Origin of the sequence: Rhizobacter sp. (assembly GCA_021153565.1) — a bacterium.
In the GTDB taxonomy this organism is placed as follows: domain Bacteria; phylum Pseudomonadota; class Gammaproteobacteria; order Burkholderiales; family Burkholderiaceae_C; genus Albitalea.
Genome location: JAJKJU010000007.1, coordinates 1 through 19,351, shown reverse-complemented (window position 1 = coordinate 19,351; position 19,351 = coordinate 1). Strand labels below are relative to the sequence as shown.

15 protein-coding genes and 1 pseudogene are annotated in these 19,351 nt (G+C 62.8%); 5 read left to right on the top strand and 11 right to left on the bottom strand.

Annotated elements, in window-relative coordinates; translation table 11 throughout:
* Positions 1-186 precede the first annotated feature (186 nt).
* The 5 genes from AC30NL_RS00800 to AC30NL_RS00780 all read right to left on the bottom strand — a co-directional run bounded on the left by AC30NL_RS00800 (position 187) and on the right by AC30NL_RS00780 (position 8,390).
* Entirely contained in the window at positions 187-3,039 is a 2,853-nt protein-coding gene (locus tag AC30NL_RS00800; RefSeq protein ID WP_489462113.1) for a response regulator, read from the bottom strand.
* A 2-nt stretch (positions 3,040-3,041) separates the two neighbouring features.
* The gene (locus AC30NL_RS00795) at positions 3,042-4,661 is read right to left on the bottom strand and encodes a PAS domain-containing protein (protein WP_489462112.1); all 1,620 of its coding nucleotides are present in this window, start codon (positions 4,659-4,661) and stop codon (positions 3,042-3,044) included.
* A 553-nt stretch (positions 4,662-5,214) separates the two neighbouring features.
* The gene (locus AC30NL_RS00790) at positions 5,215-5,598 is read right to left on the bottom strand and encodes a response regulator (RefSeq protein WP_489462111.1); all 384 of its coding nucleotides are present in this window, start codon (positions 5,596-5,598) and stop codon (positions 5,215-5,217) included.
* Between the two features lie 16 nt (positions 5,599-5,614).
* Positions 5,615-7,357, bottom strand: coding sequence for a sensor histidine kinase (locus AC30NL_RS00785; protein WP_489462110.1), 1,743 nt, complete (start codon positions 7,355-7,357; stop codon positions 5,615-5,617).
* Between the two features lie 220 nt (positions 7,358-7,577).
* The gene (locus tag AC30NL_RS00780; protein WP_489462109.1) at positions 7,578-8,390 is read right to left on the bottom strand and encodes an ice-binding family protein; all 813 of its coding nucleotides are present in this window, start codon (positions 8,388-8,390) and stop codon (positions 7,578-7,580) included.
* A 198-nt stretch (positions 8,391-8,588) separates the two neighbouring features.
* Here AC30NL_RS00780 and AC30NL_RS00775 point away from each other — a divergent pair, with 198 nt between their 5' ends.
* From AC30NL_RS00775 to AC30NL_RS00760, 4 genes are all read left to right on the top strand, one after another.
* Positions 8,589-11,147, top strand: coding sequence for a chemotaxis protein CheB (locus AC30NL_RS00775; protein ID WP_489462108.1), 2,559 nt, complete (start codon positions 8,589-8,591; stop codon positions 11,145-11,147).
* Between the two features lie 320 nt (positions 11,148-11,467).
* Positions 11,468-11,866 (top strand): DUF4398 domain-containing protein, encoded by a 399-nt coding sequence (locus AC30NL_RS00770; protein ID WP_489462107.1) that lies wholly within the window; start codon positions 11,468-11,470, stop codon positions 11,864-11,866.
* Positions 11,863-12,768 carry an OmpA family protein gene (locus AC30NL_RS00765; protein ID WP_489462106.1) on the top strand — a complete coding sequence of 302 codons (906 nt, stop codon included), beginning with the start codon at positions 11,863-11,865 and terminating at the stop codon, positions 12,766-12,768. The genes AC30NL_RS00770 and AC30NL_RS00765 overlap by 4 nt, the downstream gene beginning before the upstream one ends.
* A 73-nt stretch (positions 12,769-12,841) precedes the next feature.
* Positions 12,842-13,915 carry an NAD(P)-dependent alcohol dehydrogenase gene (locus AC30NL_RS00760; protein WP_489462105.1) on the top strand — a complete coding sequence of 358 codons (1,074 nt, stop codon included), beginning with the start codon at positions 12,842-12,844 and terminating at the stop codon, positions 13,913-13,915.
* A 170-nt stretch (positions 13,916-14,085) separates the two neighbouring features.
* Here AC30NL_RS00760 and AC30NL_RS00755 read toward each other — a convergent pair whose 3' ends face one another.
* From AC30NL_RS00755 to AC30NL_RS00745, 3 genes are read right to left on the bottom strand one after another with little or no spacing between them, the layout of a single operon-like run.
* On the bottom strand, positions 14,086-15,090 hold the full coding sequence (locus AC30NL_RS00755; RefSeq protein ID WP_489462104.1) for a sensor histidine kinase: 1,005 nt from the start codon (positions 15,088-15,090) through the stop codon (positions 14,086-14,088).
* Positions 15,044-15,703, bottom strand: a complete 660-nt coding sequence (locus AC30NL_RS00750; protein WP_489462103.1) for a diguanylate cyclase domain-containing protein — start codon at positions 15,701-15,703, stop codon at positions 15,044-15,046. Before AC30NL_RS00750 ends, AC30NL_RS00755 begins: the two co-directional genes overlap by 47 nt.
* A gap of 7 nt (positions 15,704-15,710) precedes the next feature.
* Complete coding sequence (locus tag AC30NL_RS00745; protein ID WP_489462102.1) at positions 15,711-16,040, bottom strand: hypothetical protein; 330 nt, start codon at positions 16,038-16,040, stop codon at positions 15,711-15,713.
* Between the two features lie 412 nt (positions 16,041-16,452).
* On the opposite strand from AC30NL_RS00745, the gene AC30NL_RS00740 reads away from it, so the two are divergent.
* Positions 16,453-17,109 (top strand): BON domain-containing protein, encoded by a 657-nt coding sequence (locus AC30NL_RS00740; protein ID WP_489462101.1) that lies wholly within the window; start codon positions 16,453-16,455, stop codon positions 17,107-17,109.
* Between the two features lie 57 nt (positions 17,110-17,166).
* On the opposite strand, the pseudogene AC30NL_RS00735 reads toward AC30NL_RS00740, so the two are convergent.
* The 3 genes and pseudogenes from AC30NL_RS00735 to AC30NL_RS00725 all read right to left on the bottom strand — a co-directional run.
* Positions 17,167-17,468: pseudogene (locus AC30NL_RS00735) on the bottom strand (Tn3 family transposase); the annotation flags it as partial.
* Between the two features lie 329 nt (positions 17,469-17,797).
* Entirely contained in the window at positions 17,798-18,688 is an 891-nt protein-coding gene (locus AC30NL_RS00730; RefSeq protein ID WP_489462100.1) for an FkbM family methyltransferase, read from the bottom strand.
* Positions 18,689-18,838: 150 nt separating this feature from the next.
* The coding region (locus AC30NL_RS00725) for a beta propeller repeat protein (RefSeq protein WP_489462099.1) at positions 18,839-19,351 on the bottom strand (513 nt) is incomplete at its 5' end.

Below are 19,351 nucleotides of genomic sequence, written 5' to 3'. Positions count from 1 at the left end.
TTGGGGCTGACCCATCTCCCGTTCGGGCTGAGGTATCGAAGTCCTCCACCGTGGGTTGAGGCTTCGATACCTCAGCCCGAACGGACATTGGGAAGTCATTCCGAACCAAATCCTGACCTTGCGAAGAGTCGATGTTGCGAGCTGAATCGGGAGCGGGAGCATCCGATGGATTCTTGCCGAACCGGCTTATTGCGACACAGCCTCGAGACGCTCGACCACCGCCGCGAACAGCGCGTCGACCACGGCCGAGCCGGCGCCGTTGGCGCAGGCGTGTTCCAGCGCCTCAGCGGCCTCGCGGACGGCCGTCGCCTCCAGGGTGCCGGACTCGCTCTTCAGGTCGTGCGCCAACCGCGTGGCCGTGAGCATGTCGCGCGCTGCACAGGCAGCGCCAAAACGGGCCGCAAAGCCGGCTTCCCGATCGCGGAACCTGCCCAACAAACGCCGATAGAGCTGCTCGTCGCCCATCACCCCGGCCAGCGCAGCCGCGCTCTTGATGCTCGGCAAGCCGCCGCTCGCCGCAGCAACTGCAGGTCGAACCCAGCGCGCCAGCGTGGCGAACATTTCGCTCACGATGATCGGCTTGGCAATGTGGTCGTTCATACCGGCCGCAAACACCTTCTCGCGGTCGCCCGCCATCGCGTTGGCTGTCATGGCAATGATCGGCAGATCGTGCCACTTCGGGTCGCCGCGCAACTCGCGCGTGGCAGCATAGCCGTCCATGACGGGCATCTGACAATCCATCAGCACCGCGTCGAAACGTTCGCGCGACAGCATGTCGATGGCCTCGCGGCCGTTGTTGGCGATTTGAACCACGACCTGCGCGCTGCCCAATAGGTCGCACGCCAGCTCCTGATTGAACGGGTTGTCCTCCACCAGCAGAACATGCGCACCGGCCAGGGCGGCACGGTCGCTCTGCAGCGCTTCCTGTCGCAGTTCGCCTCGCAAGGCTTGCTGCCGCGGACGGCCGATCGCCTTCAGGCTGGCATCGAGCAGCGTCGAAGGCGTCACCGGCTTGGTCAGCGTTGCCGCCACGGTGAGCCGTTCGGCCGCCAGCCCACGCGCTACTTCATCGCTGGAGAAGGCGGTGAGCATCAGCACCGTGGGCTTCGGGTGCGCCAGAGGCATGCTGGTAAGTTGCTTCGCGAAGTCGACACCGTTCATGCCGGGCATCTTCCAGTCGAGCAAGAGCAGGTCGAAGGGCTCGCCCCGTTCATCCGCCGCCACGAGCGTCTGGATGGCTTCATGGCCACCGCTGGCCGCCGACGCGCGCAGCCCGAGTGAGCCAGCCATGTGCACCAGCACCTCGCGCGCGGCGTCGTTGTCGTCGACGACGAGCACTCGGGCACCGTGCAGGCCACCATCGGACGGGGCCGCCTCGTCAGCAGCGCGTTCAAGCCCGATGCCGAAGCTTGCGCTGAAGTGGAACCGGCTGCCGCGGCCCGGCGCGCTGTCCACACCGAGCTCGCCATCCATCAGGCGCACCAGGTGGTGACTGATCGCCAGGCCCAGGCCGGTGCCGCCGAATCGTCGGCTCGTCGATGAGTCGGCCTGCGAGAACGGCTTGAAGAGCCGCTGCTGCTCTTCGGGCGTGATGCCGATGCCGGTGTCGCGCACCTCGAAGCGCAGGCGCACCGAGGTCGCGCTGCGCGCGAGCACCTCGACGGCGACGATGACCTCACCCCGCTCAGTGAACTTGATCGCGTTGTTGCCCAGGTTGGTCAGCACCTGCCCGAGCCGCGAGGGGTCGCCGACCAGCGCGTTGGGCAGGTCCGGCGGCAAGGCGAACACTAGCTCCAGGCCCTTCTCCTCGGCGTTCATGCCCAGCAGGTTGGCCAGGCTGTCCATGACATCGCCGAGCTCGAACGGGATGGACTCCATATCGAGCTTGCCGGCCTCGATCTTGGAGAAATCGAGGATGTCGTTGATGATGCCCAGCAGCGATTCGGCCGATCGGTGCACCTTCTGCACATAGTTGAACTGCTGCGGATTCAGACCGCTCTGCAGCGCCAGGTGCGACATGCCGAGAATGGCGTTCATCGGCGTGCGAATCTCGTGGCTCATGTTGGCCAGAAACTCGCTCTTGGCCTGGTTCGACGCTTCGGCGACGCGACGCGCCTCCCGTTCGCGTTCGTTTTGCCTGCGCTCGGTGATGTTGCGGGAAATGGCCACCGTGCCGGCCAATCGACCATTGCCGTCATAGAGCACGGTCTTGATCTTCTCGAACCAGAGGCTGGTTCCGTCGGGATTCAGGAAATGCTGGTCGACGCGAATGGTGCGGCCCGACGCCATGACCTCCGCGTCCTCGATGCGGTTGGCCTCTGCCAGGTCCGGCGGGAGGATGTCCAGGTCGGTCTTGCCGATCATGTCGCTCGGTGCTGAAAATCCCATCAAGACGGCGAACGCCCGGTTGACGGCGACGAAGCGGCCACTTGCGTCCTTCACCCAGGCCAGATCTGGAATGTTGTCCAGAATCGCCGCCATGCGCGCATCGGCATGGGTGCGTTCCCGAACCGCCTCTTCCAGCATCCTGAGCTGTGCAGCCGCCTGCTCTGTCATTTCCCACTTGGCGGTCAGCGCGTTCGCGAGCTGGCGAACCTCGATCGGGTCGAAGGGCTTCTTCAGAATCAGCAGCCGGTCACGCGCGCCCAGCCGCGGCAGCACCTCCTCCCACGAGGTATCGGAGTAGGCGGTGCAAATGACAACCTGCAGTCGCGAGTCTGCCTGCCAGAGACGCTCGATCGTCTCCACGCCGTCCCAGCCTGGCGGCATGCGCATGTCGACGAAGGCCAGCGCGTAGGGCAGGCCTGCCGACAGCGAGGCCTGAACCATGGCCAGGGCTTCCTGTCCCTGGTAGGCCGATTCGAGTTCGAACGCGATCGCGTTCGCCGCAGCCTTTGGTTCGTCGCCGAACAATACGGTCTCGACGGCACCGAGTTCGGCGTACTCCGGCGCCTGCGGCGCGAGAATCTTGCGGAAGTCCGCGTGGATCGCGGGCATATCGTCGGCCAGCAGGATGCGCCGGTTCTGCAGGCTGGTCATCGCTAGCCTTTCGGGGTTTCGATCGGAATTTCCAGAACGAATGTAGCGCCATGGCCGAGCCCGTCGCTGCACGCGGTCAGCGTACCACCCATCTCCTGCGCGAACAGCACGCAACTGTGCAAGCCAAAGCCGTGGCCGTTCTTGCGTGTGGTGAAGCCGAGCGCAAAGACGCGTATCAGATTCTCCGGCGCGATCCCTTCGCCGTTGTCGGCAACCGTGATGCGCAAGGCTCGCCCGTCTGCAACGTTCACAAGTGCAGCGCCAATCGTGAGGCATGGGCTCTCGTCAGGCGCTTCGTTCATCGCCTGCTTGGCGTTGTCGATAAGGTTCACAAGGATCTGCAGCAGGCGGTGCCGGTCCAGCGGCAGGGCCGGAAGCTCGGGGATGTTCTTCACAATCCGGACTTGGTGGCGCGTCACTGCGCCGGCATTCATGCGCAGCGCGTCGTCCAGCAGTTCGTCAATCTTCAAAGATTCGACGACCTGGGATGCGCCGGCATACGATTGCTGGCTCGCGACGACTTTCTTGATGTGGTCGATGCTCTTGCCGAGCACGCCGAGCTCTTCGGCCATGGCCTCGTGCTCGCCCTCCAATACCTGCGCCAGCCCGCGCAGGTAGCCGGGCAGCAGTTTGCCCCTGGCGTCACGTGTGAGGAATTCGCCCAGATCGTCGGCATGCGAATCCATCAATTGCACCGCGCGTGCCAGCCCCTTGAGCTTGGAGTTTTGCAACCGCGAGCTGACCAAGGCTGCGGAGACGTTGACGCTGTTGAGCACATTGCCGACGTTGTGCAGCACGTTGGTGGCGATCTCGGCCATGCCGGCCAGCCGCGAGGCCTCGAGCAATTGCTTGTGCACGTCGGCGATCCGGCGTTCAGCCTCCTTGAGTTCCGAGATGTCTTTGGTGATGCCGAAGGTGCCGACAATTTCGCCGTCGCGGTTGCGAAGCGGCATTTTTGTCGTCAGAGCCCAAGTGTCGGGCCGCCCATCTATCCAAGTTTCCTTTTCCACCTTTCCGATCATCGGCAGGCCGGTGCGTATGACTTCTTGCTCGTCCTCGAATGCGGCGCGGGCGTGTTCGTCGGAGAAGACGTCGAAATCCGACTTGCCCACCAGCCCGTCGGGCGTGCTCATCCCGAATTGGAGAGCCTGTTTCGCGCTGGATTTGATGAAGCGTGATTGGGTGTCCTTGAAATAGATGTGGTCCGGCGAGTTGTCCAGCAGCGCCCGCAGCAACTCACGATCGTTGGCCAGAATGCCGTCGGTCTGCTTGCGCTCGGTGATGTCAAACATGACCCCCTGGCTTCCATCGATTGTCTTCTCAGGTCCCAGCACTGCAGATTCAATGACCTGAAAATGCTGCGGCGGGCTGCCGGGGCAGAAATGGACTTCCTCTCGCTCGACCTGCTGCCCGGTTCGCATGATCAGCGCATGGTGCAAACCCGCTTGGGTGACGTGTTCCGGCCGCCACCTCGGCGTCGGATTCTGCGAATCTTCGGCGGCAATCTCCGCAACGGTTCGCCCAAGAATTTGGTCCGCCGTGCAGGCCAGGATCTGGCAAAAACGGGCGTTGACGAAGATGAAGCGTCCGGCCGCATCCTTGCGGAAAATGCCGACAGGCATTTGCTCCGCAATCGGGTGTGATGCCTGCGATGGAATTGAACTCAATGCGGAAACGAGCTGGGCTCTCATGTTCGTGGTCTCGTCGGTAGTCATTGCAGCGCGGGTTCTCCGTCCGATTCTGTCTCGTCCACGGGCCAGCGCGTTCGGATTTCCGATGCCACGGCTCGGTTCTCGTGAGCGAACTCTGACTTTGCTGGCGCTCTCCGATGGCGCTCCGCGGAGGATCTTGCTGGCCTCGCCAGCGACCACGGCTTCGCTGACATAGTAGCCTTGTGCAAGCTTAGTCGGCCCAGCCCAATCGAGTCGTAGAACGAGGCAAAAGTGTCACTATTCCAGTGAGCCCGCTTTTCCTCCAAGCGAAGAAAATCCGTCAACGACTAACGGGCCGAGCTAAGTCTGTCAATCGACGGCTATCTGAAGAACGTGGTTTTTGCGTTCAACCACGTGAGCACCGGCGACGACGACATCGTGCTCAAGGGCAGCAACAATCCGAGCCCCGTGGGCCTCGGGTCTCGCGGGCATCGACAGCGACCGCGATGTACCTTCCGGTGGGTCAATGAATTGTTGAAGCCGCCGTACTATTGCCAGAAGTAGTCGCGCGCTGACGCGATTGGGCCATGATGCAGTCCAGCAATTTCAGCATGGAGGCCACGGCGAAAGGTTTCACGATGTAGTCGTTGAAGCCAGCATCAAGTGCCTGCTGGATGTCAGAAGGCATTGCATTCGCCGACACTGCCACGCATGGAATCTGGGCCAATGTCGGGTCCGCCCGTAAGCGGGCCAGAACGGCGGGGCCGTCCAAGATCGGCAAACTCATGTCGAGCAAAACGAGATCGGGCTGCACTCGGCGCGCCACTTCGAGGCCTTCCTTGCCGTCTGTTGCTACCTCGAGCCTCACTTGGTCGCGAAGCGCCAATGTGGCTCGAATCAGTTCCACGTTGACTGGGTTGTCCTCAACGCAAAGCACGATAAAAGGTCGTCCGCCAGAGGCGGACTCTGGCGCCGTCGCCAATGGAGCATTGGCGGGGCAGCGCGACGCGTCCGTGGCGGCGTGTTGCAAGTGCACGGTGAAAACCGAACCCACCCCGGGCGCACTCTCGGCTTCGATGGCACCATGCATCAACCTCGACAAGTTGCTTCGCGATCACCAAGCCGAGCCCGGTTCCCGCTATGCCGCTGTGCTCCGCACCCAGCCGGTTGAACGGCTGGAACAACTGACAGAGCTGGTCCGGCGACATGCCCTGGCCGGTATCGCGCACCGAGATGGCGACTCGGCCCTCTCGATCGGAAAGCTCAATCTGTACAGATCCACCCTCCCTGTTGTACTTGATGGCATTGCTGAGCAGATTCACCAGAACCTGCCGCAAACGGGTGCGATCGCCAGAAACGTGGAGGTCCACCTCGTGAGCGGCAAAGTGCAAGGTGACTGTTCGGGCCATTGCCAAGGGCTCGACGAGTGTCATGCACTCGCCCAGCACCGCAGACAGTTCGAGCGGCTTCATCACGATCTGCATGTCGCCGGACTCGATGCATGTCAAGTCTAGTATCTCGTCGATCATCGCGAGGAGATGTTGGCCAGCATCGTGGATGTGCTGCACGTGGGCGGCGACGGCGGGGGAAGAACTCACGACACTGCTCAGCTCCAGCAGCTCGGAGAAGCCGAGTACCGCATTGAGCGGCGTACGCAATTCATGGCTCATGCGTGAGAGAAATTCATTTTTGCTGCGGTTGGCCATTTCCGCCCGGGCTCGCGCTGTGCGCGCGGCTTCCGCCTCGACGTGAGCATCAATGTCCTGGACGGTCCCAAGCATGCATCTCTGCCCGTTGCGCCTTGCCTCGGCACGTCCGGTAACGCGGATCCATCGTTTTCGGCCCAGGAAAGTCGTGATCGGAATTTCAAGGTCGAACGTCCTGCCGCGCTTCATGGCATTCACATGGGCGGCGTGAATCTTGTCCCGGCTTTCGTCGTCCTTCAAGCAGCCGAGAATCTCCTTGATGTCTGGCATATGGCCGGGTGGCACATCGAATATCTCGCGCGCAACCGCAGACCAAGTCGACTCCGCACCCTGGGCCACCTGCCAATATCCGATGCGGGCCACCCGGTTCGACATGTCGAGGAGCTCTCGGGTCTGCGCAAGATCGGCCTGCGCCCGTTTTTGCTCGGTGATGTCGGTGAGCGCGAGCAAGACGCAATCGTCCACAGCAGGGCGGGGATGCATTTCGGCGCGAAGAACACGCTCAGCGACGGCCGGCACGGCAACCATCAGGTCCAGGGCATTGAAGGCATGCTCTGCGTCGATGGGTGCGGCGAGAGCGTGCTCCAACTCGCGGCGGCTTGATTTGATCAGCATATCGAACATACAAGCGCCGACCAGACTGTCTACCGAACCGCCAAGCAAGTCTTGGCCGTACCGGTTCACTTCACGGATGATGCCTCCTCGGTTCAAGGTCACCAAACCCACCGGTGCGAACTCGTACAGTCTGAAGTAGAGGTCGGCGCTTGCCTCGAGATCGGCACGCGCGTTCTTGAGTTCCTCGTTCTGCTGCGCCAACTCGACCTGATGCACCTGCAGCTCGTGCAGCAGCCTGAGGGTGTCGAACTCGGACGCCGCCACCACGCTCGCGGGTTCAGAAGGACCAGTCGCGGGCGGTGCGACCCGCGGCCGCCGATTCCAAGTTGACCGGTGCTGATTCATGCCTCTCCCTATCCATTGGAATGATTCTTCTGCTCGGCCACATCGACGATGTAGCCGCTGACCCGCAGAGTGCAATCTTGCGCAAGGGCAGGCCCTTGCCATGGAACCGTAGTACTGAAGATGAAGACCGGCTATTTTCCGCATTGAGCATACGCGCGCGCGGAAGGGCTGTAAAAGTAATTGCCCCTTCCGCTTCGAGGATGCCTGCACTCCGCCAGCGTCATCTAGAGGTGTGAGACACCCCGGATTTTTCCGTGGGTTCAGCCAACGACATCAAGGGCGGCGTCCGCGCTCTACACTCATTGCCTGCCAATGCATCGCAGCCGACGACGCTCGTGCCAGTGAGGGTCACGGCGACCCTTGCCAGGGCTCGGCCAGCAACGGAACCACCGGTCAAGGTGATGGACCCGTCGGTGCCGTTACCCGCAAGAATGTTGCCTTTGAAGGCCGACGTTGTCATCGTCACACCGGCGCGGACCGACCAGAACACATTGCACGGCTGACCACCATCAGTCATGACCACCGAGAAATTGGTGCCAGTAAGAGCTGCCCCGACCTTGAAAATCCAGATCCCGTTCGGGGGCCCATTGAGCGTCAATGTCGAGTCAGTGAATGTCACCCCCGCGGGGAAGCAATAGACACCAGGCGCAAGCGGACCGAGCGGCGGCACATTGCCTGTGAATGCAGCGGTCGAGATGGTTTGGGTACAAGGAGTGGACTGAAGAGAAGAGTACGCATTCAGCAAAGCGGCTTGCGCCAAAGCCGCGGCCGTGTTGGTCCCAGGCGGACTCCCATCCGCGATGGTGCAACCCGTATTCGTAAAGCTGCCTGGGTAGACACCTATGTCTCCGGTGACCACGGAACCGGCAGTGCAGGTTACGTTCGTGCCCCCCAGGATAGAAAATCCCGACGCCGCACCCAGCGACACCTGGGCCCATGCCGGGAAGACGCTGCCAAGCATCGCGGCGATCGCGAGCATGCACGTGGATACAAACTGTCTGATTAGGTTGACTGAGCTTTCAGAGCTGGTCATGTTTCTTCTCCCTTTTGACTTCAACGGAAAGACGCCTGGCCAAATGACCGGCCTCTTGCGGGCGCGAGCCCACATCAAAATGATTGCGCTTGCGCTGACAATGTTCTGTTCGTTCCCGTACATAAGGATTTGTGCCTTAGTGCCTGGCTTTCGCCCAGTGGCTCTCAGCCGCCGGTACGTCTCCACCCATACTTGTTCATGGTTTCTATCTCTATCGACCGACAATCGCCTGCAACCACCCCCTCGCCACGCATCGTTGCTCTTGGGGCCTCTGCTGGCGGTCTGGAACCGCTGGCGCAGTTTTTTGCCAACGTGCCGGCCGGCAGCGGGATGGCGTATGTCGTCGTGCAACACATGGACCCGACGCACAAGCCGATGCTCAGCGACTTGCTCCAGCGATCGACATCGATGCGTGTCCATGAAGCAAGCGAATCGTTGCGCCTGGAGGCCGACACTGTCTACGTGATTCCGCCCAACGCTGAGTTGACCGTGGCAGGCGGCACACTGCACCTCGCCGATCCGACGAAGCCGCGCGGCATGCGGCTCCCGATCGACATTCTGTTCAACTCCCTCGCGAGAGACCAGGGAAACCAGGCGATTGGCGTCGTGCTGTCGGGCATGGGATCGGACGGCACGCTGGGTCTCCATGCGATCAAGACACAGGGCGGCCTGACCGTGGTGCAGAAGCCCGAATCGGCCCAGTTTGACTCCATGCCCAGGAGTGCGCTTGCCGCGGGGTGCACGGACATCGTCGCGCTTCCCGCGGAGCTGCCAGAGCGCATCCTGAGAGTGGCGGCAGCGGGGATGTCGACACCGGCGCCGCTGACGTGTGCCATCGAGCACAGCGCATCCGCGCTGCACGCGATCCTGTGCTTGCTTCGCGAGCGCAGCAAACACGATCTGGCCCTGTACAAATCCAGCACGCTGGTGCGTCGCATCGAACGCCGCATGGCGGTCTACAAGCTCGCCTCGATGCAGGCGTATGAGTCCTTCGTGCGGCAGAACCCGCTCGAGCTCGATCTCCTCTTCAAGGAAATGCTCATCGGTGTGACCGCCTTCTTCCGCGACACTGCCGTCTGGCAGGAATTGAAGAACAAGGTGTTGCCCGCTCTGCTGGAGCGATGTGCTCCCGGTGTCGCCAATCTGCGAGCATGGGTGGTGGGCTGTTCGACCGGAGAAGAAGCCTACTCCCTGGCGATGGCTTTCAAGGAGGTGGTCGACGCTCTGCCCGAGTACGGCGCGAGTGCCTTGCAGATTTTCGCGACCGACCTTAGCGCGGACGCGATCGCAGTCGCCCGCAAAGGGCACTATCCCGCAGCGATCGTCAATGACGTTGCGCCCGAGCGCCTGGCCCGCTTCTTCAGCGTGCACGCAGGAGGCTTTCTCATTGACAAGAGCATCCGCGAGATGGTGTTGTTCGCGCAGCATGATGTGATCCTTGACCCGCCATTCACCAAGCTGGACATCCTGTCGTGCCGCAACCTGATGATCTATTTCAGCGCCTCGCTGCAGCAGCGCCTTGTGCCCCTTTTTCACTACAGCCTGCGTCCTGGCGGCGCGCTGTTGCTAGGAGGATCGGAAACAGTCGGACGCTCGCACTTGCTCTTCACGCCTGTGCATCCAAAGTCGCGGCTCTATTGGCGCGTCGACAATGGTTCTGGTGCCGCTGCGACCTTCTTTCCCGTCCATCACCGTTCGTCGTCGCGCACCACCGAAAAGGAGTCGAATTTGACCTCGCTGTCCGCCCCGCCAGTCAACCTGCAGTCACTTGCCGACCAAGTGCTGCTGCAAGTGTTCTCTCCGCCGGCGGTGCTGGTCAACGAAGTCGGAGACATCGTCTACATCAGCGGGCGCACGGGCCGATACCTTGAGCCTGCGGCGGGCAAAGCGAACTGGAACATCCACGTGATGGCGCGGCCAGGCATTCGGGCGCAGTTAACCGTCGCTTTGCGAACCGCGCTGCAGGAGAGGAAGTCCGTCGATCTGTTCGGCCTCAAGCTCGACGACGAGGCGGGCGTCACGGTCAATATCACCGTGCAAGCGTTGCAGGACCATAAAGCGCTCGAAGGCATGGCAATGATCGTGTTTCGCGAGATTGCCGTCCCGGCAGCCCGCCGAGGAGGACGCAAGAGCCCGGCGGGGCCGGTCGAGCCTGCCCTTGCCGACGAATTGGCCCGAGCCCAAGAAGAAGTCCGTGCGCTGCGCCAGGAAATGCATGCTTCCCAAGAAGAACTGCAAGCTGCCAACGAGGAGCTGCAGTCCACTAACGAAGAGTTGCAGTCGGCCAATGAGGAGCTGACCACTTCAAAGGAGGAGGCTCAGTCGATGAATGAGGAGCTGCAGACAATCAACAACGAACTTCAGTCGAAGCTTGACGATCTGGCGCTCGCTCAGAGCGACATGCGCAATCTGCTCAACAGTACCGAGATCGCCACGCTGTTCCTCGACAATGAACTGAATGTGCGGCGTTTCACGGATCAAATCACGCGCGTGATTCACCTCCGCGAGGGCGACATCGGCCGGCCGCTCAGCGAGTTGGCCAGCACTCTGCTTTATCCGCAACTGCTGGCCGACGTTCACGAAACCCTGCGCACGCTGGCATTTTGCGAAAAGGAGATAGCGACCACCGACGGGCATTGGTATTCGGTGCGAATCATGCCCTACCGCACCCATGCCAATGTGATCCAGGGCGCGGTGATCACCTTCGTCGAGATCACGGCCTCGAAGCAGCTCGAAGCTCGATTGCGGGAGCTGTAGTCGTCAGCGACGAAGAACTCTTTGCAACGACGAGCAGGGGGCTTTGGGCGTGATGAGCGGGCATGATCGAAAAACTCTCAGCCTCTGAAGGCTCGGCCGCTGCCCTGACGCCGCATTGAAATGTGTCCTTGCGAACAGACGCCACGTTTGCAGGGCATCACATTCGCCAAGCCAAGTGGCCATGGTCCGCCGGTGGCGACGGCCGTAATGGCCGGCGCCATCGGGGATGCCAATGATGAGAAAGATCCAACGCAGGATGCATGTGGACGGCCACCCTTGAGCATCGCCAAGCCACCATCGATTTCACCAGGAGATACTCCATGAAATTCATCCAGTTCACTCTGCCGCACGGTCTGCTCGCGGCCGGCGTGTTGACGTTAGCTGCCGTGGGCTGCGCTACGAGCGCACCGCCACCCACCGACCAGATGACTGTTGCCAAAGCAGCCGTTGAGGCCGCCAATGCCGGTGGCGCGCAAGGCTACGCGGCCACCGAGCTGCGCATGGCCAACGAGAAGCTCGCCGGCGCGCAACGAGCCATGGCTGACAAGGACTACATGAGCGCGCTGCGACTCGCTCAGCAGGCACAAGCCGATGCACAGCTCGCCGTGAGCAAGACCCAATCTGCAAAGGCTCATCAAGCTGCCGATGAGGCACAGCTTGCAGCGCGTGAACAGATGGGTGCACGCACCCTGCCTCTCGGCCCAGGAGGCACCCAATGAACATCACGCGCTCTATCTCCACGCTGCCGCGCCGCGGCGCAATCGCCGCTGCGGCGCTGGTCGCCATCGTGGCCGGATGCGGCTCCCTGACCGAGCCCAACGCGTCGCTCGACCGTGCGCACGCCAGCTATCGCGCCTTGCAGGCCGACTCGCAGGTCAGCCTGCTCGCACCCGCGGAAGCCGCGCAGGCCGGCGAAGCCGTGCGCACGGCCGATACTGCATGGTCGCAGCGCGAGAACGTGCACATCGTCGATCATTTGGCCTACCTGGCCCAGCAGCGCATCTCGATCGCTCGAGAGACTGCCAGCGCGAAGGTCTGGGATCGGACGGCAGCGACGACCAAGGCCGGTGCCGCGAGTGACAAGGCACGGGCTGACGCAGAGGTATCGAGGCGCGATGTGGCTAACGCCCGCCGCGACACCCGAGACAAGACGGTCGAACTGGCTGTAGCGAAGGCCGGCGCGCAGCAGGACAAAACCCGCGCGAGCGAACTCGAGATGCAGCTGAAGGATCTGAAGGCCCGGTCCACCGAACGCGGCGACGTGATCACGCTGGGCGACGTACAGTTCGACTCCAACCGTGCTCGCCTGCGAGTCGACGGAGTGCGCGACATGGACAAGCTGGTGGACTTTTTCAAGCGCCACCCGAAGCGCACCGCAGTCATCGAGGGCTTCACCGACAGCCAAGGCAGCGAAGATACAAACCTTGATCTGTCTCAACGTCGTGCCAGTGCGGTGCGCGATGCGCTGGTCGAGCAAGGTGTGCTCGCCGATCGGCTCACCACACGCGGCTATGGCGAAGAGCGGCCGGTGTCGACCAACGACACCGCGCTCGGACGCCAGATGAATCGCCGCGTCGAGATCGTGCTGTCGAATGAAGACGGCACGCCGATGGGGCGCTGAGCGCCGCGGCCGCAGGAGCACGTGATGCACGATGGCAAGGCGAACCTGGTGTCTCGCCACCTGGAGAAATCTGATGACCATGATGAAGGCAGCCATCTTCGCTGAGCCTGGACGCATCGTCCTCGACGACAAGCCCATTCCCGATGTCGGTCCGCAGGACGCTTTGCTGCGTGTGACCACGACCACGATCTGCGGCACCGACATCCACATCCTCAAGGGCGAGTACCCCGTGAACCGGGGCCTGACGATCGGACACGAGCCGGTCGGCGTGATCGAGAAGCTGGGGTCGGGGGTGCGCGGCTACCGGGAGGGCCAGCGCGTCATCGCCGGGGCGATCACGCCAAGCGGCTGGAGCACCGCGTGCCTGTGCGGCGTCGGCTCGCAGGACGGTGCAGGCACTGCGCACGGCTGGAAGGCGATGGGCGGCTGGAAGTTCGGCAACACCATCGACGGTTGCCAGGCCGAATACCTGCTGGTCCCCGACGCGATGGCCAACCTGGCGCCGATTCCCGATTCGCTGAGCGACGAGCAGGTGCTGATGTGCCCCGACATCATGTCGACTGGCTTCAGCGGTGCCGAGAGCGCGGGTGTGCGCATCGGCGACACCGTCGCAGTATTTGCGCAGGGTCCGATCGGCCTGTGCGCGACAGCGGGTGCCAAGCTCAGCGGTGCCGCAACGGTGATCGGCGTCGACCGGCTCGCCAACCGCCTGGCCATCGCAACGAAGATGGGCGCCGACCACGTGATCGATGGCAGCAAGGTGGATCCGGTCGAGGAGATCATGCGCCTTACCGACGGCCGAGGCGTCGACGTCGCGATCGAGGCGCTCGGCACGCAGCAGACCTTCGAGGCGTGCCTGCGCGTGCTGCGCCCGGGCGGAACACTGTCGAGCCTGGGCGTCTATTCGACCGACCTCACGATCTCCCTCGGGCCATTCGCCGCCGGGCTCGGCGACCACAAGATCGTCACGACGCTGTGCCCCGGCGGCAAGGAGCGCATGCGCCGGCTGATGGCGTTGATCGCGGCGCGGCGGGTCGACCTCGAAGCGATGGTGACGCACCGATTCAAGCTCGACGACATCGAGGCGGCCTACGAGCTTTTCGGTCACCAGCGCGACGGCGTGCTCAAGGTCGCGATCACGCCCTGAAGCGCATCCGCCCGATGAGCATCCGCCATCTCGACCAGTTTCTCGAGCCGCGGTCGGTCGATGTCATCGGCGCATCGAACCGCGACCGCGCCCAGTCGCGAGCGCCCGGTACACCCGCTCGATCCTGCGCTACATCGAATCGATCGAGTCGCCGCGCAAGCATGCTTGGTTCAAGCCGGCAGCGATTCATCCGCGACAACTGGCAGCGTGACGACAAACTCGCTGCCGAGGTCATGGCCGGAGCTGCTTGCAACGACGCTTCCACCGTGAGCCTCCACCAGTTCGCGGACCACGGCCAAGCCGATACCGAGGCCGCCGCCGTGAACGGCAATGGCACGCGGGTCCTGCACGAACAGGTCGAAAACACGCTGCAACGCTTCTGCCGCGATCCCGATCCCGTTGTCGGACACGGTGAGCACGACGGCCTGATGAATCACTACCGCGGTGAGCGCGATGCCACCGCCTTTGTGGGTGTACTTGGTGGCGTTGTCCAGCAGGTTGCGAAAAATCTGATCCAGCCGTACCGGGTCGCCGTTCACGACAAGCGGACCATGCGGCAGCTGTACTCTCAAGTGCTGCAGTTTTGCGTCCATTGCAGGGATGCACGAGTCGATCGCCACCTCGAGGATGCCGATCAAATCGACCGCACTGCATTCGAGGTGAAACTTGCCACTGTCCACGCGTGAACCATCGAGCAGGTCGTCGATGATCCTTGCCATGTGGGTCAGCTGTCGCTTGATGATTTCTTGAAGCTTCTCATGCTGTTGTTCATTCGAACGCGCCCAATTCAGGAGTTCGGCTGCGCTGCGGATCGGGGCGAGCGGATTGCGCAGTTCGTGGGCCACCATGGCCAGGAACTTGACTTGGCGCCGCTGCGCCTGCGTGGCCAGCTCTTGCGCCTCCTGAGCAGCCAACGATGAGAGCACCAATTGTTCGTTGGCGTCCCGCAGATCGTGGAATTGTTGTTGTTCCAGTTCTCTCTGTGGCTCGCCTCGCACGCCGTTCTCCGGCAACCGCTTTTCGTTCGCGTCGAGCGACGGGGCATTGCTGTGAAATACGAACCTGCCGCCGCCCGCCTTCTTTGCACGGTACATGGCCGCATCGGCTCGCTCGATCAGGCTTTGTGCGTCAACGCCGTCGTCGGGGTAGATCGCGATTCCGACACTGGCAGTCACCGGAAAAGGCGGCACGCCCGCGGGGCCCCGCGGGGGGCGCCGCAACGGCGGCAAGCATCTTCGTGACGATGAGAGAGGCATCCGAAGCCTGCGTAATTTCGGCCAACAAAATCAGGAATTCGTCCCCGCTGTGCCGGCCCACCGTGTCGGACTCGCGGACGGCCCCCTCCAGCCGACGCGCCACAAGTTGCAGCACCGCGTCCCCGGCGGCATGCCCATAGGTGTCGTTGATCTGCTTGAAATGGTCAATGTCGACGAAGAGCACCGCAATGCGTGCCTCGTGCCGCTTTGCCATGGCAATGGCGTTTTGCAGCCGGTCGAGCATGAGCGCACGGTTGGGCGTGTCCGTCAGGGCATCGCGCTGCGTAACCCGGGTCAGATCGTTCAGCTTGAGCATCGCGGTCTCGGCGATGTTCTCCGATTGAAGAGCCGTGAGCACCAATTGCTCGTTCGCCTCCAACAACTGTGCGGCGCGGGTATCGTTGAACTCTCGCTGCACCTGGTCCAGGTCTCGCCTTAACCGGAGCAACTCCTTGCGCATCGCTTCCGCATATTCATCGAGCACGGTCTGGTCCGGCGTGCGCCGCCTGGCGTTGTCGAGATGCTCGGTCATGTTGATCTCACCAAACCTTCCGCCTGGCAATGCCGTGCTGTCCGATGATGGGCGACAAGGCAACGGCCATGTCGCCCCAGACGGCACACGCCACTTCGGCGATCGAGGTGGCATCGGCGCCGGAGGCGGCCGAATGCGCCAGAATCGCCTCGACCCATTGCACCCAGTTTGCATATGTGATCCCAGCCTCCCTCGCGCCGACGCGCGACGCTCGATAGTACGCTTCAAGCCAACTCAGGCCACCGCCCGCGGCGGAATACAGATCCTGGACTTGCTCGCCACGTGGTGTGCCGGGAAAGGCCAGGCGCTTGTCTTCACGCAGACGAGCCGAACCCACCCCGAATGCGCTGCAAGAACTCCCACCCGTCGATGCCGGGCAATTGGATGTCCACGGTGATCAAACTCAAAGGGCCAATACGATAGCCGCCGAGACTGCCGCTGTGATGGCAACTCGTGGTGTCACGGCGAGAACTCGTAGGTCAGCGATTTGACGGTTCGCGCGAGTTGAAGCGCGCTGGGGGCAATGGCCGAACCCTGTCGTCAAGTCGAGCCGCTTCGAGCCTTCTGGTCAGCGTCCGCATGGTGCCGGTCCGCCGTTTGGCCCCGTAGGCGAAGAGGCCGACAGTAGCGACCGCCAGCAAGCACAAAACCAGCTGAAACATATTGATGCCCTTGTTGTGGGTGCCAGCGCACAGACCGTCTTCGACATGGCGCCCAGTCTGGCGTCCCATACAACACGGAAGCACACCATGAAGAAGTCAGATTCACAACTGCAGCATGACGTCCTCGAAGAACTGAAGTGGGAGCCCTCGGTGCATGCCACCGAAATCGGCGTCGAAGTGAAGGACGGCGTCGTCACGCTATCGGGCGAAGTCCACAACTTCGCTGAGAAGTGGCATGCCGAGCGGGCCGCCCAGCGGGTCTGCGGCGTCAATGCGCTGGCCATCGACATGAAGCTGAAGGCTCCGGGCTTGGGCGGCCGAACTGACGCCGATATCGCTCGCTCCGCGGAGCAGGTGCTCGAATGGTCGACCTCGGTTCCCGAGGGGACTATCAAGGTGATGGTCGAGAACGGATTCATCACACTCCGAGGGAGTGTCGGTTGGCAGTATCAGCGCCTGGCCGCCGCGGCGAGCGTACGGTTCCTGATGGGCGTAACCGGTGTCAGCAACCTCATCACGATCAAGCCGCACATCTCGATGAGCGCCGTGAAGGACGACATTGAGGTCGCCCTGAAGCGGACGGCTAGCGCCGACGCCAAGAAGATTCACGTGTCCGTGAACGGCTCCGACATCACGTTGACAGGCAAGGTCCAGAGCTGGGCCGAGCGCGAAACCGCCGTGGCCTCAGCGTGGCGCACGCCTGGCGTGCTGCATGTCCACGACAAGATGTCGCTGGAATTCTGATGCTTCGCACGCGGGCAGGCCGAGCCTTGGCCGCTGCGTTGTTGTCCCCGCCCTTTGGAAACGCATGCCGTCGGCCGAGGCCACTTCGCCGCCTCCGCAGGCATGGGCCATGCGTCACCCGGTTCTGCGCGGCGACGAGCTGGGCATTGGCCAGGCTGAGGGTCTCCGCGCACGTAGTTCTGCTCGACCCACGACAGCCGATCGCGGCGTAGTGCGGGCACGTCCTGATGCACGAGCGGCTCGAAGCCGGTGTTGGTCGCTTGCGCGATGAGCACGGCGCACAGGCTCGTGCACAGGTCGGCCGCGCGCGAGTCGCGCTCGCTGATGTGCGTGAAGGCGTCCATGCAGCCGGTGCGCGCACCTCGCAAGGGGCTGCTCAGCGATGCCGAATGGCAGGCCGCTCGGCCAGTGGTGTGCCGCACCCTCGGCTGGTCCTCGGATCCACAGGCTGTCTGTGCGGCCCTGATCGGCCAAGCGCGCCGCCCGCGGCTTCCGCACGGCGACCAACTTCATCCACATCGCCTACCTGCGGCTGAGCAAGCTCACCGATCTGCCGGCCTCTCCGTTCGCTCCCGCCATGCCGCGCTGATCAGGACTGCGACGCCATGTCGGGGATGTGTTGTCGCGTTTCACACGAAACGGTATAGGGCCGGCCGAGAGCTACGCCAGCGAGATGAGTCAATCAATCTCAACGCTTGAACACCCACGTGTGGGCTCTAAGATCAATCAGTCGAAACGCGTTGGCTTCCAGCCACGCGACAACTGAGCAAGCGATGCTCGTGCCAAGCGCAGGCGTATGGATTTCGATGAACACCTTTCGGACAGATTCTGGCAATGCCTCATTGAGGAAAGAGTCCTCCGCTCCTTCAACGTCGATCGCAAGCACATTGGGTTGATGCTCGTTCAGGAGTCGCGACAACGGAAGCGCGGGCACCGCGATTTGACGTGTTGAATCGCCGTGCCTGAGCGAACTCCACCAGTAGTTCCCGGCCACGTGAAAATTCACCGTCGAGTGTGCATAAGTCGTGGGAACCACCGCCCCTTTGACCAGTAGGACATCGAGCCCGTTGGCTTGAAAGTTCCGCTCGATGTGTTCCCACAGAATGGGATTGGGCTCCACGAGAATCGGGGGCAACCCGCTTGCACGCGCCAGTGCGCATCCCGTAACGCCGATGCCGGCGCCGAGTTCCATGACGCGCTCGCCGGCCGCGACGTATTGCTGCGCCAAGTCAAGATCGGACTGCTCGTAATCGGCGAGGACCAGGTAGTAGAGCAGTTCGGCCGGAAGTCGAGGATCAAAGCGCACCAACAGGCGCGCCTTGGGCAACCTCAGGCAAATCGCTTCGGTCGCACACGCCAGCAGCGCTTCAATGCCTTCGATGCGAATGAGATCAGTCTGCGACTTCGATGGAAACGACATCAGCCCGCGGGACGAGGCTTCGCTGAGCTTCGCATCCACAAGTGGGTGAACGAGCTGATGTGCGACAGGCAGGTTCGGGGCGAAGGGCAGGAAGCGCTCGGCCGGGATGCGCGCGTTGGTCCAGATACTCGGCCTCGGCGAGGCTGGCGCCAAAGGCATCCCAGCTGTTCCAGCCCATGGGTGGCGTGGGGGCCCAGGCGCGGAAGGGCAGGCCGCGCTCGGGGGAGCCGGCGGCGGAGACCTTGGCGCAGGGGTCGGCGGCCGCTGCCGGCAACCCCCCGGCAAGCGGCCGCCAGTCCGGCACCTGGTTCAGTTGCTGTACATCAAGCCCCTGCCGGTGCCGCTGACGTAGATCCGGCCATAGACGTTCTGATCGGCCACCATGACGCCCATGCCGCCGAACTGGTGAGCGTCGTCGTTGAAGCGAGTCCAGGTCACGCCGGCGTCGTCGGAGCGGTACACAGCCCACACGCCCTTCACCACGCCCACCACGTAGACCGCTGCCGAGTACGCAGCGCCGGGCTTGGCCTTGCCCAATGCCACCTGGGTGGCGCCCTGTACGTCGGGCCACGGGTTGCTGCCCAGGATCGACGCAAACTGGCTCAGCTTCGTCCAGGTCGCTCCTGAATCCACCGAACGGTACACGGCGTTGCCGTCGGCCAGCCAAAGGTCGCCCTCGGCGTTGGGGTTGACCGCGAGCGAATTGTTCGAGAAGTAGCCGGGGGCCAGCCCCGCGGCCACCGAGCTCTGGCTCAGCGTGAACGTGTGGCCGCTATCCGTCGACACATAGACCTTGCCCGGCGTGCCCCACCAATGGGCGCC